14 protein-coding genes and 1 riboswitch are annotated in these 13967 nt (G+C 64.2%); of the genes, 9 read left to right on the forward strand and 5 right to left on the reverse strand.

Annotated elements, in window-relative coordinates:
- Positions 1 to 334 precede the first annotated feature (334 nt).
- The gene (locus tag BPHYT_RS07895) at positions 335 to 616 is read left to right on the forward strand and encodes a hypothetical protein (protein WP_041758376.1); all 282 of its coding nucleotides are present in this window, start codon (positions 335 to 337) and stop codon (positions 614 to 616) included.
- A gap of 153 nt (positions 617 to 769) precedes the next feature.
- Positions 770 to 1414, forward strand: coding sequence for a lysozyme inhibitor LprI family protein (locus BPHYT_RS07900; protein ID WP_012432622.1), 645 nt, complete (start codon positions 770 to 772; stop codon positions 1412 to 1414).
- A 549-nt stretch (positions 1415 to 1963) separates the two neighbouring features.
- Here the strand turns inward: BPHYT_RS07900 and crcB are convergent.
- Together crcB and BPHYT_RS07910 are read right to left on the reverse strand one after the other, a co-directional pair.
- A complete protein-coding gene (gene crcB / locus BPHYT_RS07905; RefSeq protein ID WP_012432623.1) occupies positions 1964 to 2344 on the reverse strand; it encodes a fluoride efflux transporter CrcB in 381 nt (126 codons plus the stop codon).
- Between the two features lie 78 nt (positions 2345 to 2422).
- Positions 2423 to 2484: riboswitch (Fluoride riboswitch) on the reverse strand.
- Between the two features lie 257 nt (positions 2485 to 2741).
- Positions 2742 to 3929, reverse strand: a complete 1188-nt coding sequence (locus BPHYT_RS07910; RefSeq protein ID WP_012432624.1) for an ammonium transporter — start codon at positions 3927 to 3929, stop codon at positions 2742 to 2744.
- Positions 3930 to 4332: 403 nt separating this feature from the next.
- Here BPHYT_RS07910 and BPHYT_RS07915 point away from each other — a divergent pair, with 403 nt between their 5' ends.
- On the forward strand, positions 4333 to 6081 hold the full coding sequence (locus BPHYT_RS07915; protein ID WP_012432625.1) for a sensor histidine kinase: 1749 nt from the start codon (positions 4333 to 4335) through the stop codon (positions 6079 to 6081).
- A gap of 3 nt (positions 6082 to 6084) precedes the next feature.
- Here the strand turns inward: BPHYT_RS07915 and BPHYT_RS07920 are convergent, their stop codons facing one another.
- Both BPHYT_RS07920 and BPHYT_RS07925 read right to left on the reverse strand, forming a co-directional pair.
- Positions 6085 to 6408 (reverse strand): hypothetical protein, encoded by a 324-nt coding sequence (locus tag BPHYT_RS07920; protein WP_012432626.1) that lies wholly within the window; start codon positions 6406 to 6408, stop codon positions 6085 to 6087.
- Positions 6409 to 6550: 142 nt separating this feature from the next.
- Complete coding sequence (locus tag BPHYT_RS07925; RefSeq protein ID WP_012432627.1) at positions 6551 to 7132, reverse strand: DJ-1/PfpI family protein; 582 nt, start codon at positions 7130 to 7132, stop codon at positions 6551 to 6553.
- 303 nt (positions 7133 to 7435) lie between these two features.
- Here BPHYT_RS07925 and BPHYT_RS07930 point away from each other — a divergent pair, with 303 nt between their 5' ends.
- The 4 genes from BPHYT_RS07930 to BPHYT_RS07945 all read left to right on the forward strand — a co-directional run bounded on the left by BPHYT_RS07930 (position 7436) and on the right by BPHYT_RS07945 (position 12053).
- A complete protein-coding gene (locus BPHYT_RS07930; protein ID WP_012432628.1) occupies positions 7436 to 7909 on the forward strand; it encodes a hypothetical protein in 474 nt (157 codons plus the stop codon).
- A gap of 87 nt (positions 7910 to 7996) precedes the next feature.
- A complete protein-coding gene (locus BPHYT_RS07935) occupies positions 7997 to 8452 on the forward strand; it encodes an Rrf2 family transcriptional regulator (RefSeq protein ID WP_012432629.1) in 456 nt (151 codons plus the stop codon).
- Between the two features lie 144 nt (positions 8453 to 8596).
- Positions 8597 to 9244 (forward strand): NAD(P)-dependent oxidoreductase, encoded by a 648-nt coding sequence (locus BPHYT_RS07940; RefSeq protein ID WP_012432630.1) that lies wholly within the window; start codon positions 8597 to 8599, stop codon positions 9242 to 9244.
- Between the two features lie 178 nt (positions 9245 to 9422).
- The gene (locus tag BPHYT_RS07945) at positions 9423 to 12053 is read left to right on the forward strand and encodes a mechanosensitive ion channel family protein (protein ID WP_012432631.1); all 2631 of its coding nucleotides are present in this window, start codon (positions 9423 to 9425) and stop codon (positions 12051 to 12053) included.
- A gap of 200 nt (positions 12054 to 12253) precedes the next feature.
- Here the strand turns inward: BPHYT_RS07945 and BPHYT_RS07950 are convergent, their stop codons facing one another.
- On the reverse strand, positions 12254 to 12823 hold the full coding sequence (locus tag BPHYT_RS07950; RefSeq protein ID WP_148225119.1) for a cysteine dioxygenase family protein: 570 nt from the start codon (positions 12821 to 12823) through the stop codon (positions 12254 to 12256).
- A gap of 237 nt (positions 12824 to 13060) precedes the next feature.
- On the opposite strand from BPHYT_RS07950, the gene BPHYT_RS07955 reads away from it, so the two are divergent.
- Complete coding sequence (locus BPHYT_RS07955) at positions 13061 to 13534, forward strand: Lrp/AsnC family transcriptional regulator (protein WP_041758868.1); 474 nt, start codon at positions 13061 to 13063, stop codon at positions 13532 to 13534.
- Positions 13535 to 13737: 203 nt separating this feature from the next.
- Complete coding sequence (locus tag BPHYT_RS07960; protein ID WP_012432634.1) at positions 13738 to 13947, forward strand: hypothetical protein; 210 nt, start codon at positions 13738 to 13740, stop codon at positions 13945 to 13947.
- Positions 13948 to 13967 lie beyond the last annotated feature (20 nt).

Raw genomic sequence — 13967 nt, forward strand, 5'->3', positions numbered from 1 at the left:
GACCGCGAGCTAATTTGCGCGCTGCCATTCGAGCCGGGCTTCACGCCTTGTCGATGCCGGTTTGAGCGGGCGAACGTACGACCCGATGTCGGGTTCAGACGAACATTTCAGCGTATCTGCTGCCGCCCGAGCCAACACTTGCGCGAAGCGCGGGGTTGGGGCAGGTCGCCAATCGTCAGTCCAGAGGTGAATGGATACGCTCTGGACGGACCACGAACGTATACGATGCAGCGGGCCGCGAACGCCTCGTCACGCCACCGCTGTCGGCAGCGTTGGAAAGTCTTGCGTTAAACTCTTCGAACAATCGACCACGGTGATTCATGGGGCAAGTGTCATGGACCGTACTGAATTCCTCCAGGCCACGCGACAACTGGTTGCAGCCGCCGAGATTCTAGCCACGGCGGGTCCAAAGGATTCGCGTTTGGATGCGTCGCAAATGCTCGAATTCTTTCGCCGATTCGACCGTCCCGGTCCCGAGCTGAATGCCGTCGCGACATCTGACGACGATCTGTTCGCGCGCACAGGTCAAGCGGCGCTGACAATGGCGGGACGCAATGAGTTTGCAGCGTCACACGCTCTCCTTGAACAGGCGAGGTCTCTTTTGACCAGTGCATGAAATCAGCGGCTGCGAGCCAGATTCGGTAAGCTGCTCCGAGCGCCGCTTCTTGCGGCGGCACTGTCGGCATCTCGCGACCCTGTCACAGGCATAGAGAATTTCGCCTATAAGCGACCGCACTTTTAGCAACGCAACGATACTCAAGGAGAGCAGGTGCATCTAAAGCGATTTTGGCCAGTGCTGCTGTCAATGGCGGCTTTGGGTCCAACCGGAGCATGGGCAAGCGATATTCAATGCGCAACCACGCGACAACCGGCCGAGCGCGTCATATGCGACCACGCCATTCTGAACAATGAATACGACGATATCTCCGCGCAACAACAGGCTCTGTTGAGCAGCGGCAAGCTTTCGCCCGAACAGGTCGCTCAGTGGCGGCAATCGCGCAACGCTTGCACCGACGTTCACTGCATCGATACGGTATTCGCAAAGTGGAAGGCGCTGGCCAGGTCTGCCGAGGCGAGCTCTAACGTTGCGCGGGCTCCCGCCATGGCTTCGTCCACTGACATGGCTCCTGTCGGTCCGATTTCGGACGCCGTTGCCTCCACCGCTTCTCAGGCCTCCCCGACGTCGGAGGCCTCTCTCGTGCGCCAGGGGAGTGCCGCTGGCGTAGCGCTTCCTATGCCGGTCGAAACGCAGAGCTCCGCACCCGCCGTCGCCTCCGCCGCTTCCGGTCCGGATGACAGGCGCGGCACGACGGGCATGAGCGCGGGTCTGATAGTGGCCTTGCTGGTCGCGCTGGGATTCGGTGTGCTCTTCAGGCGCCGAGCGAAGGGTGGCGGGACACCGAAGGACCGCTAAGGAAAATTCGCCGATATGCGAGTTCCGAGCGGCCTCGATGGTACGCAAGGAGCGCTTCGGCTCGAATATTTGATGATCGGGACCGGCGTTGCCAGGAGCATCGATGGGTCGCCGGAGCGCTTGCAATTCTCCGCGAATGGTGACTGGACCTCTGGATTCAGCCCTCCGTCCGACGATGTCGCCGCTCCTCCCAGTACACGTAACGACTTCCATTGTCGTGTGCGTCGAGTATCTTTTGCCGCTCGGCTGCTTTCTCCGGCGTCCCGATGGTAAAGACCATCGCGCGATCAAAGCCGTCGCTGTGTCGGCGCCGGTCTTGATCGCGCGTGATTGTGCGAACCCGTGCAGGGGTTCGTCCGAGGTTTGTGGTGGATCTGGAAGCGAACGGACGCTAGCGTCGGCCAGCACTTGCAACGGTCAGCGCTTGTCGGCGGGATCGCGTTTATAGCCGGTCAGCATCGCGCGGATCAGGTTGTCGCGTGTCCAGATGCTCATGGCGAGGCGGAAGCGCCAGCGCACACGTTCCGAGCGCTTCAGCTCGCCGCGACTTCAGCGCGATAGCAGCGACACCGTCGCGATGCCCAGCATGGTCATCAGAAGCGAGGCGCCTACGTGAATCACGATTTCGCCCGCCGCCCAGCCGAGCCGGCCGTCCTGCAGGCGCTGCACCACTTCCGCTGAAAACGTCGAGAAAGTCGACAGGCCGCCCATCAGACCGGTAATGACGAAGAGCCGCCATTCGGGCGCGATCTGCGGCGCCCGCGCGAAGCCTGCGACCGCTACGCCGATGACGTAGCCGGCAATGACATTGGCGGCGAAAGTGCCGAGCGGCAAGCCGCTGAAGACGCCGTTCAGGCGAATGCCCAGAAACCAGCGGAATAACGAACCGAGCGCGCCGCCGATGCCGACAGCGAGAATAGACCAATACATGGGAGGAGGCCTGGCAAAACTGGAGTGTCGACAAACCGGGCAGAGCGAGGAGCGCGATGCCACCTCCGCGTTCAGCCGGACGAAGCAGGCATCATCAGCCACGAGGGCGGTTAAGGGAGAATGCCATCTCCAGCGCGCAAGTCTAACATCCGCGCATGCATGTGGGGACAGGTCGGGGCGCTCACCGGCGGGGTGCTGGCACGCGCCGTCCGATGGAGGGACGCATATTCATCCGGCGCCGGCGAGATTCACGCGATCGATCTTCGCGCGCCGCCGGCGCGACGCTCACGCGACGAGCGTGCCAGGGACGCTCCGGCCCGGCCCCAACCTGAACGGCACGCCGCCCGCGCGACCCGTTCACGCACCGAAAACGCCGACCTGCGCTCGCGGTCGGACCTTACTCCGAGGTCGCCGAAATCTTATGGATCGACAGATCGGCGCCGTTGTACTCGTCTTCCTGATCGAGCCTCAGGCCCACCGTCAGCCGGATCGCGCCGTACACGAGCGTGCCGCCGAGCGTCGCCACCGCGATTCCGCCCAGCGTGCCCACCAGTTGCGCACCGAACGACACGCCGCCCAGACCGCCGAGCGCGCGCAAGCCGAAGATGCCTGCCGCGATGCCGCCCCACGCGCCGCACAAACCGTGCAGCGGCCACACGCCCAGCACATCGTCGATTCGCCAGCGGTTCTGCACGCAGGTGAACATATAAACGAACAGCACCCCGGCGATGCCGCCCGTTACCAGCGCGCCGAGCGGATGCATCACGTCGGAGCCCGCGCAGACCGCCACCAGTCCGGCCAGCGGCCCGTTGTACGTGAAGCCGGGGTCGTTGCGGCCCGCGAGCCACGCGGTCAACGTGCCGCCGACCATCGCCATCAGCGAATTGACGGCGACGAGGCCGCTGATCTTGTCGATGGTCTGTGCGCTCATCACGTTAAAGCCGAACCAGCCGACCGCCAGCACCCAGGCGCCGAGCGCGAGGAACGGAATATTCGAGGGCGGATGCGCGGCGATACCGCCGTCGCGGTGATAGCGGCCGTGACGGGCGCCCAGCAGCAGCACGGCCGGCAACGCGACCCAGCCGCCGAAAGCATGCACGACGACCGAGCCGGCGAAGTCGTGGAACGGCACGCCGAACACGTGGGCGAGCCCGTCCTGAATGCCGAACCGGTTGCTCCACGCAATCCCTTCAAAGAACGGATAGATGAAGCCGACCAGCACGAACGTCGCGAAGAGTTGCGGGTTGAACTTTGAGCGTTCGGCGATGCCGCCGGACACGATCGCGGGAATCGCGGCGGCGAACGTCAGCAGGAAGAAGAAGCGCACCAGCGCATAGCCGTTGTGCGCTGCCAGCGACTCGGCGCTGCCGAAGAACTGGACGCCGTACGCGATGGTGTAGCCGATAAAGAAATACGCGATCGTCGAGACCGAGAAATCCACCAGAATCTTGACCAGCGCATTGACCTGATTCTTTTTGCGCACCGTCCCGAGTTCGAGAAAGGCGAATCCCGCATGCATGGCGAGCACCATCGCGGCGCCTAGCAAAAGAAAGAGGGTGTCGGTGCCGGTTTTCAGACTTTCCATCGATGTGTCCCGCGTATGCCAAAAAAGCGGGCACTGAACGCAAGAAGTGGGCCAAACTTGTGCGCAAGCGGCGCCGACAAGGTGCAAATCAGCACCGGGATGGGATTGAGCGTGCATTTCGATCGACGCACTGGCCGTTGCGCATGCACCTGAATTTGCACGAAAACGCACAGTTAATGTGCATGCGCCTGTCGCAGTGGCAAACACGACTCAAATCGGGGCAAATTATTCGATTTTGGTTACGTTTAATTCAAAAACCTGACGTATTGCCTACGTCACGTGCGCACGCTGGCGGCGCATGCCTGGTCAATGGCGTGCACGCTTTGTTTTCCTGCACAATCGCCGACATAATGTGCCGTCCCCGAGCACGATCTGCAGGGCCACCGAACTCCAATGCGCACGCATGAGACTGACCACTAAAGGCCTGTTGCTGATCGCGATTCCGGCCCTCTTCGAGTTGGCGCTATTGTCCGGACTGGTCAAGGCGCAATCCGATGCGGCACAGGCCGAGCGCTGGGCCGTCCATAGCCAGGACGTGCTGCGCCAGACCACCGCGATTCTCGATCCGGTGCTGGGCGAGTCGGTCGCGCTGCGCGGCGCGGTGCTAGCCAACGACGCCCGTTTTTCCACGCCCGTGTCGGTGTGGGTGGACGTCGACCGGCGCATCGATCAACTGGCCGAACTGGTCGCCGACAATCCGGCGCAAGTCGAGCGCGTGGTCCAGGTCCGTCAGTCGGTGCAGGCTTACCGGCAATGGTCGGATCGCATCCAGGACATGCTGCATTCGGGCCGGCGGCGCGACGTGCTCGCGCGCTTCCGCGAACTCGCGCCAGCGGATGTGCTCGACCGTTTTCGTCAGCAGGTCGCGGCGTTCCAGGCGGAAGAGCGGCGTCTCGACACACTGCGTTCGAATGCCGCCGACGCCGCCCGCGAGCGGCAGCAAACGCTGGTGCTCGCGGCCGTGTTGGGCTCCTTGCTGTTCGTCGCGCTGGCGGTCTGGTTATTCACCCGCGGCGTGCGCGGCCGGCTCGCGGTCCTCGCCGACAACGCCGGGCGCCTCGCGGGCAATGAACCGTTGGCGCCGATCGGCCCCGGCCACGACGAGATCGCGCGCCTCGATCTGACCTTGCACGAGACCAGCCGGCGCCTGCTCGAAGCCGAGCGTATCCAGGCGCGCTTCCGGGCCGATCTTGCGCGCCGCACCGGCGAACTGGCGCGCATCAACGAGAACTTGCGTCAGCAGACCCAGGAAAACGAAATGTTCATCTACAGCGTGTCGCACGATCTGCGTGCGCCGCTGGTGAACCTGCAAGGCTTCTCGAAGGAACTGATTCGCTCGTGCGACGAACTGCGCGCCGCCGTGCGCGAGTCGTCGCTCGCGGCGCAGACGCGGCAGCGCATCGAGCGGGTGGTCGACGAGGACATCGGCGAAGCATTGCACTATCTGCAGACGGCGGTGCTGCGCGCTTCGCACATCATCGACGCGCTGTTGCACCTCTCGCGCGTCGGCCGGGTGGAGTACCGGCAGCAGAAGGTCGAGGTGCGCGATATCGTGCCGCGCGTCATCGACGCAATGCAAGGCTCGATCCGCGCGCGCCGCGCTCTGGTCAGCGTGGACGAGTTGCCCGCCGTGTGGGGCGACCCCACCGCGCTGGAACAGGTGTTCGCGAACCTGATCGGCAACGCGGTGAATTATCTGGATCCGTCGCGGGAAGGCCGGATCGAGATCGGCACGACGCCGGCGCCGCCGGGCGTGCACTCGCTGCGGATCTTTTATGTGCGGGACAACGGTCTGGGGATTCCGGCGGTCGCCTTGCCGCGGCTATTCAACGCGTTTCAGCGCTTGCACGGCAATGTGGCGGCGGGTGAGGGCATCGGCCTCGCGCTCGTGCGCCGCGTGGTGGAGCGGCACGGCGGACGTGTGTGGGCGGAGTCGAAAGAAGGCGTGGGCACGACGTTCTATCTGTCGCTGCCTGAGGCTGGGGCACGGATCGCGCAGCAGGCTGCCGGCACGTCGGCGCGACTGGCGGTGACGAGTGTTCAAGCCGTTCGCGATGCCGGCACCGGCCTGGAAGATCGCGATCGAAGGAGTGGAAGTGATGGCGACGCCGCGCAGGCGGCGGACACGCGGCCCGGCGTCAGTGCGCCGTAGCCGTTACGCGGTAAAGAGACGGCGTGGCTTGAGCAGTCTGCTGCCGCGAATCGACCAGTAGCAGCCGCAGGCTATCAGGATCGCAACGCCCGTCAGGGCTTGCAGCGGCGCCGGGCGCAGGCCGAGCAGCCCGTCCAGCGCAAAGAGGCCGCGCGCGGCGATCAGCAGCGCAGCCCATACCGAACACGCGGCCTGAACCAGCATGCGCGTGCCCGCCAGACGGCGCGCACGGTTTTCGCACGACCAGTTGGCCGGCGTGCGTCCGCAAAAAAAGGCAATTGCCATCAACACGACGGCGAGCGTGACGATCCAGTCGGTCAGTTCCATTGAAAAAGCTCTCCTAAGTCAGCCGGCGACTATAGGAAAGCCTTCCACTACGAACTATCGGACTACTCTCAATTCGGGCGAATTTTAGCGAGCGCGCGTTGCCGCAAGGACAAGGCGCTCGCCGATGGATCAGGCAGACAGATCAGAGTTCGATGCGCGTGCCGAGCAGCACGAGGAACTGACGCAGCCACTCGGGATGCGCGGGCCACGCAGGCGCGGTGACGAAATTGCCGTCGGTGATCGCGGCGTCGACGGGAATGTCGGCGTATTCACCGCCCGCGAGCTTCACTTCGGGTGCACAGGCCGGGTAGGCGGAAATGCGTTTGCCGCGGATCACGTCGGCGGCGGCCAGCAGTTGCGCGGCGTGGCAAACGGCCGCGATCGGCTTGCCGGCTTCGGCGAATTGCCGTACGAGCTCGATCACCTTGTGATTGAGCCGCAGATACTCCGGCGCGCGGCCGCCGGCGATCGCAAGCGCGTCGTATTGGCGCGCGTCGATGTCGTCGAAGGTGGCGTTGAGCGTGAATTGATGGCCGGGTTTTTCGGTGTACGTCTGATCGCCTTCGAAATCGTGAATCGCGGTCTTGATCCGGTCGCCTGCCTTCTTGTTCGGGCAGACCGCGTCGACCACATGGCCGACTGCCTGCAGCGCCTGAAACGGCACCATCGTTTCGTAATCCTCGGCGAAGTCGCCGGTCAGAAACAGAATCTTCTTTGCCGCCATCGTATGCCTCCAATTGATCAACGGAACACAGCGAATGCTCTTTGATGGTCACGTCATCGACGTTCATAAGCTCAGGCAGTCTACTCCACTACGTTTGACAGAACCGCGACGAATCATGCAATGGACACGATCGAATGCGTGCCTCGTCGCGGCGGAACTCAGTGCCGGCAAAAGGCTGAGCGCGTGCCGCGGTCGAGAGCGAACGGGCTTCCGGATGCCCGTTAAGACGCACGCGCAGCGCAACGGCGTATCATTGGCGCGTTTTCGCATGCGGAAGCCGCTCGACGCGGCTCATACACAAACATGATTTTATCCATACGTTCATCCTTGCTGCGCCGTGCGGCGTTCGTTGCCGTCGTGTTCGGCGGTCTCGCCGCCTGTCAGAAGAACGACGCGTCCGCCGGGCAGGTTGCCGGCAAGCTCAACGACGCAGCCCAGGTCGCTGGTCAGAAGCTCGATCAGGCGGCCAGCTATGTCGGCCAACAGGTCGACGCGACCAAGTCCGCCGCGCAGCAGAACCTCGACTCGGCCTCGGCGCCCACGATCAATATCGATCCCAACGCGTTGGCTTCGACCGCGCAAGCGAATCTGCAGAGCGCGGCGAGCGCCACCAATGCGCAACTCGGCAAGGCTGCGGCGCTGACCGGGCAGGGGCTCGAATCTGCGGGGCGCAAGCTGCAGGAATGGTCGGTGCAAAGCTCGGCGTCGTCGACGAATGCCGCGGCTTCGTCGTCATCGGGCGAGTCGGGCGATGCGCAAAAGCAGATGGACAAGTGACATGCCGGCTGGATCGCCACATCGTTTGACAGCCGGATTAAATGTAATTACTATGGTTACACATTGTCGTCGCCGGGCGGGTTTGTTGTGAACACGAGTAGCCGGTTTGCATTCGCGGTGCATGTGCTCGCGCTGCTGTCGTTGCAGGAAGGCGCGCCGTTATCGTCGGAGATGATTGCTGGCAGCGTGAATACGAATCCCGCGCTGATCCGGCGGCTTTTGAGCATGCTGGCGGAAGCGGGCCTCACCACCTCGCAGCTCGGCGCGGGCGGTGGCGCGTTGCTGGCGCGGGCGCCGGAGCAGATCACGCTGCTTGAGGTGTATCGCGCGGTAGACGACGCGCAGTTATTTGCGTTGCATCGCGAGGAGCCGAATCCCGCGTGCATGGTCGGACGCAATATCCAGGGCGTACTGCGCGGCATCATCGACGAAGCGCAGCAAGCCATGGAAGCCGCGCTCGACGCGCGCACGCTGGCCGATGCCACGGCCGACGTGGTGCGTGCGGAGAAGCAGCGCGAACGCAAGAAGCGCTCGCACGGGTGACATAGCAAAAAAGCAGTACGGAAGGGCGCGTGGCGGTCGATGGCAACACGCGCCTCTCAACGAACGGGGGCTCAAGCCCCTCTTTTTTCCTCGTTATATGTAATCAATATGGTTACATATAATTCAATGACAGGAGCAGTGAAAATGAGCAAACAGTTGAAGATCGCGTTGTTCGGCGCCACCGGCACGATCGGTTCGCGTATCGCCGCCGAAGCCGCCCGCCGCGGGCATCAGGTGACGGCGCTGGTGCGCAATCCGGCACGTGTGCCCACCGACGTGGCGAACCTGAAAGCGGCACAAGCCGATCTGCTCGACGCCGCGAGCGTCGGCGCGGCGGTGCGCGGTCACGACGTGGTGGCGAGCGCCTACGCGCCGCCGCAAGACGATCTCGCGGCGCTCGACAAAGCGACTCACGCGCTTATCGAAGGCGTGCGCGCGGCGGGCCTGAAGCGCCTCGTCGTGGTGGGCGGCGCGGGTTCGCTCGAAGTGGCGCCGGGCAAGCAACTGGTCGATTCGGAAGGCTTTCCCGACGCCTACAAGGCGATCGCGCTCGCGCATCGGAAGGCACTCGACGACTACCGCCGCGCTGCCGACCTCGACTGGACCTTTTTCGCGCCGGCCGCGATCATCGCGCCGGGCGAGCGCACCGGCAAGTTCCGCACGGGCGCGAACACGCTGCTGGCCGACGCCGAGGGCAATAGCCGCATTTCCGCGGAAGATTACGCCGTTGCTTTCGTCGATGAACTGGAGCAGGGCCGTTTCATCCGTCAGATCGCAACGGTCGCTTATTGAGGCTGAAACGAGGTTGAACGGGCCGTGCGCGGGAGCCGCGAACGCGACGTTAGGACTCGCGCGCGGTCCTCACAACGCTTGAGCGCACGCAAGCGTCCTAACATTCGGTTACGCAAGTCCGGTTGCTCCCGATAAAACTGCGGATACACTGGCGTCTCCCGTTTTCTCACGGATTGCCATGCAGTCATGCCCGTCGCGGCGTGAGTCCGAGGCTGCGCCATCCAACGGCGGGCAGCCGGCGACCCACGCCGCCTTTCATTTTTCTTCTGACCGTAGCGCATGCGGCGCTCGCCACGGCGCGCGCCCGCCACTCGCCGCGCGGTTCGCCGCGTGGGCGGCCGCAGTTTTTGTCGCGCTGATCCTGTGCGTGGGCTTATTGCCCGCGAACGCGTTTGCCGCCGGCGCCGCCACCAGCACGCCCGTCATTCCGGCCTTGCAGAGCCTGATCAACAGCGCGACGGTGTCGGCGACGCCCGCGTCCTCCGCTTCAGGCGCTTCGGCGGCGGAGGCAGCGTCCGCGCCGTCGCCGGCGAGTCAGGCGGAATTGGCGCACTCCCTCGACAGCGTGATCTCCACGCTTGACAACGACCGTCAGCGCACGGCACTCGTCGCCCAGCTCAAAAAATTGCGCGACGTCTCGAAAAACGTCGCGCCGCCGGCGCCCGCGCAACCGAGCCCTGGCCTGCTCGGCGCGATCGCGTCGGGCATCGCGTCGTTCGAATCCGACGTGCATCAGGGCCGCACGCCGGTCCGCTATTGGGGCGGCCGCTTCAACGCGGCCGGCAACGAGCTCTACACGATCATTTCGGGGCAGGGGCACGAGAGCTTCGGCCGGATTCTGTTTTCGATGGCGGCAATGTTGGCCGGCTGGGGCGCGTGTGCCGGCGCGCTGATCTATGTGCAGCACCGCCTGTACCGGCGCTTCGGCATCGTCATGGGACTGCAGCCGAATCCCACCACGCGCGAACTGCTGATCTTCGCGCTGCGCCGCGTCGGACCCTGGATCATCGCCTTCGTGGCCGCGTTGCTGTTCGTGCGCGCCATGCCGGACGCGCTCGGCCGTACGCTCGGCATGGTGGTCGCGTATGCGATCGTCGCGGGCGCGGTGTTTTCGGCGATCTGTCTGATCATGTTTTCGCTGTTCGGCTCGGGGCACCGGCGGATCGCGGTGCGCCTGCTGATCGATCATGCGCGGCGCGTGCTGTTCGTGGTCGGCGTGTGCGGCGCGCTCGGCGACGCCGCCGTCAATTACGACGTCGCGCATCAACTCGGCTCGAACCTCGCCGCGCTGATTTCGACGGCGGCCAACATGACGGCCGCCGTGCTCACCGGCTATTTCGCGCTCGCGTTTCGCCGGCCGGTCGCGCATCTGATCCGCAATCGCCCTTACGAGCAGCGCACCAATCACAAGGCCGCCACCGACGCCTTCGACGTGCTCGCCGCACTGTGGCACGTGCCCGTGCTGGTGCTGGCCACCGCCTCGGTGGTCGCCACGCTCGGCGGTTCGGGTTCCAGCGAAAACGTGCTGCAGATTTCAGTGGTAACCGCGGCCTTGCTGGTGCTGGCGTTTTTCCTGTCGGCCGTCGTGTTGCGTCTGACGCGTCCGCGCAGCGCGCGCACGCGGCGCCGCTCGCCGTATCTGACACGCTTGCTGCGCTTTTTCGGCACGCTGCTGACGCTCTTCATCTGGCTGTTCTTCTTCGAACTCGCGGCGCGTTTGTGGGGCGTTTCGCTCGCCGCGGTGGTCGAGGAAAGCGTCGCCGCGCGCGGTATCGCGCACGCGGTAACGGCGATCGTCGCCACTGTGTTCATTGCCTGGCTGCTGTGGATTCTGGTCGACACGGCGATCACCGAAGCGCTCAATCCAGCCGGGCCGCGCAACAAGGCGCGCGCGCCGAGCATGCGCGCCCGCACGATGCTGCCGCTGGTGCGCAACGTGCTGCTGGTCTCGATCATGACGATCGCCGGCATCGTCACTGCGGCGAATCTCGGCATCAATGTCACGCCGCTGCTGGCGGGCGCCGGCGTGATCGGCCTCGCGATCGGCTTCGGCGCACAGTCGCTCGTGACCGACCTGATCACGGGGCTGTTCATCATCATCGAGGATACGATTTCGGTGGGCGACTGGATCGACGTGGACGGCGGCCATGCCGGCACGGTCGAGCATCTGTCGATCCGCACCGTGCGGCTGCGCGACGGTCAGGGCGCGATTCACGCGATCCCGTTTTCGCAGATCAAGATCGTCAAGAATCTGTCACGCGACTTCGCTTATGCGGTGTTCGAAGTGCGCATGTCGTTCACCACCGACGTCGATCAGATCACACAGCTGATTCGCGAAGTCGGCGCCGATCTGATGGCCGACTTCCGTTACCGGCGCGAGATGCTTGGACCGATCGAGGTATGGGGGCTGGACCGTTTCGATCCGAACTGGATGGTCGTGAAAGGGCAGATCAAGACGCGGCCGTTGCAGCAATGGAGCGTGGCGCGCGCCTTCAATCTGCGGCTGAAGCGCAAGATGGACGAGGCGGGCATCGAAATTCCGGTGCCGCAGATGCGCGTGTATACGTCGTCGAAAGATAGCGAAGGGCAGCCTTTGCAGGACGACGAAGTGTCGGGAATCGCTCTCCATCCGCATGAGCATGAGCATGCGCAGGTCGGAGCGGCATCGGCGGCGCGGGCGGTGCATGCGCCGCTCGCCGTAGCACGCGATGTATCGCATGAACCGCGTCCGGCGCCGCCGCCGACCGGGCAAACCGCGCCGATTCCGCCGCAGATTCCGACGGCGGGCGAGGCGGGTGGGAAGAGTTGATGGCTGCCGGGAGCGGGAAGTAGGTCTTTCGTGCCGGCGTCGTGTGCGTGCGAGCGCGTCGAGGTCACACGCTACATCTGGATGTCCGGCTTGCTACGAGGCTTCGCGGCTCACGCTATACGTGAGTTTCAGCGGGCGCGCGAGGCGTGCCGTTTTGCGTATTACAAAGTTCGCCGGGAGCGGCCGCGAAGCGTGTCGTTTCAGGCCAGCGCCGGCATATTCGCCGTGCGCACGATGTCGTTGACGTGCGTCGCGATCTGCGCGCCCGCGACGCCGTAAATATGCAGCGAAACGGCTGGTGCCTCGCTGCCATTACCCAATTGATGAATCCCGCCGCGGCCACCGCGCACGAACGACACCGCGCCCGGCTTGCGCGCCTGCGTACGCGTGGCGCTCGCGCAATGCTGCGCGCCGTTCCATTCGAAAACCGTTTCGCTCAGCGTGCCATCCACCACCGCGTAGCCGCACCACGTGTGATGCGCATGGACGGGGCTCGCCTGTTGCGGCAGCCACACCAGCGCGGCGATCGCATAGCGGCCGTGCGGATCGGCAGCCAGCAGATGACGCCGGTACTTCTCGACCGAGCCCTCACGCTGCGCCGCCGTGAGCAAATCGGGGTTGGCCGCGGCGTCGGCGAGCGCGATACGCATGCTGCGCGCGAAGAACGTCGAAGCGGACGGTTCGGGGAAATGGGCGCAGGCGTCGAATATCGCATCCAGGGCATCGCAGAGGCGCGCGAGCGGCGCGCTGCGCCCGGCGCGCAATAGCACGTCCACCTGTTCCCGCGAGCCCGCCTGAGCCGTTTTGACGGGTTGCGAGCGTTGGGCGGGAAGGCGTTCGAGGGATGCGGAGCGGAGGTCTTGGCTCATGTTGATCAGGCAGCGGCTGGGCTGCTCATCGGTTATTTTCGGATAGCGATATTTATACCGGTTTGCCTGGAGAAAGAGTTTCCATATAATTCCCCCTGGAGTCTGAAAAGTAGAATAATTTCCTATAGGGGTGTCATGATGGGAATGGATATTATCGACCGGAAGCTGTTGGAGTTGCTGCAGGAGGACGCGACCATGCCGATCGCCGAACTGGCGCAACGCGTAAATCTGTCGCAAACGCCTTGCTGGAAGCGGCTGCAGCGTTTGAAAGAAGCCGGCGTGATCCGCGCGCAGGTCGCCCTTTGCGACGCGCGCAAACTCGGCGTGGGGACGACGGTGTTCGTCGCGGTACGTACCAACCAGCACACGGAGGAGTGGGCGCGAACCTTCACGCATGCGGTGCAGGAGATTCCGGAAGTGGTGGAGGTCTACCGGATGAGCGGCGAAACCGATTACCTGCTGCGCGTGGTGGTGTCCGATATCGACGACTACGACCGTGTCTACAAACAACTGATCGCTGCAGTGCCGCTGTACGACGTGAGTTCGAGTTTTGCGATGGAGCAGATCAAGTATTCGACGGCGCTACCGGTGCGGCCCGCCGTGGTGAGGTAGATGGAAGGCAGCGGGTGCGTCGTTTGCTGCTCTTCAAACAGCGAACCGTACGGCACGCCTGGGAGCAGTTGAAAGCGTCCCCGCAAGCTCGCAAGTCCACGTCACTGCGCGCGCCCACTGCAAGCCGTGTGCAAGCTCAGTGGGCGTAGAATGCCGCCTTCCCAGACACCATCCGCGACTGCCTCGCGAACCGAGCCCGCCTCATGAACAAACCGCCGCGCAAGAAGAACCCGACCTTTGGCATTGCTGTCTTCATCGTGGTCGCGGTGTTGCTGGTGATCGCCACGCTCTTCTATAACGCCATCAAGGAAAAGCACGATTTCGACGCCCAGAATGCGGCGGCGCCGTCGATTTCATCGGATGCGGCCGCAGCGGCCACTGCCGCCAAACCGGCGAGCGGCGCGGCCCAGTAGGGCGACGCGCACACATTCAC

Origin of the sequence: Paraburkholderia phytofirmans PsJN (genome assembly GCF_000020125.1) — a bacterium.
Taxonomy (GTDB): domain Bacteria; phylum Pseudomonadota; class Gammaproteobacteria; order Burkholderiales; family Burkholderiaceae; genus Paraburkholderia; species Paraburkholderia phytofirmans.

Coding starts and splice junctions, on each gene's coding strand:
- crcB (WP_012432623.1), bottom strand. CDS start 2,344: ATGTATTGGTCTATTCTCGCTGTCGGCATCGGCGGCGCGCTCGGTTCG.
- BPHYT_RS07915 (WP_012432625.1), top strand. CDS start 4,333: ATGAGACTGACCACTAAAGGCCTGTTGCTGATCGCGATTCCGGCCCTC.
- BPHYT_RS07895 (WP_041758376.1), top strand. CDS start 335: ATGGACCGTACTGAATTCCTCCAGGCCACGCGACAACTGGTTGCAGCC.
- BPHYT_RS07930 (WP_012432628.1), top strand. CDS start 7,436: ATGATTTTATCCATACGTTCATCCTTGCTGCGCCGTGCGGCGTTCGTT.
- BPHYT_RS07960 (WP_012432634.1), top strand. CDS start 13,738: ATGAACAAACCGCCGCGCAAGAAGAACCCGACCTTTGGCATTGCTGTC.
- BPHYT_RS07955 (WP_041758868.1), top strand. CDS start 13,061: ATGGGAATGGATATTATCGACCGGAAGCTGTTGGAGTTGCTGCAGGAG.
- BPHYT_RS07925 (WP_012432627.1), bottom strand. CDS start 7,132: ATGGCGGCAAAGAAGATTCTGTTTCTGACCGGCGACTTCGCCGAGGAT.
- BPHYT_RS07945 (WP_012432631.1), top strand. CDS start 9,423: ATGCAGTCATGCCCGTCGCGGCGTGAGTCCGAGGCTGCGCCATCCAAC.
- BPHYT_RS07940 (WP_012432630.1), top strand. CDS start 8,597: ATGAGCAAACAGTTGAAGATCGCGTTGTTCGGCGCCACCGGCACGATC.
- BPHYT_RS07920 (WP_012432626.1), bottom strand. CDS start 6,408: ATGGAACTGACCGACTGGATCGTCACGCTCGCCGTCGTGTTGATGGCA.
- BPHYT_RS07910 (WP_012432624.1), bottom strand. CDS start 3,929: ATGGAAAGTCTGAAAACCGGCACCGACACCCTCTTTCTTTTGCTAGGC.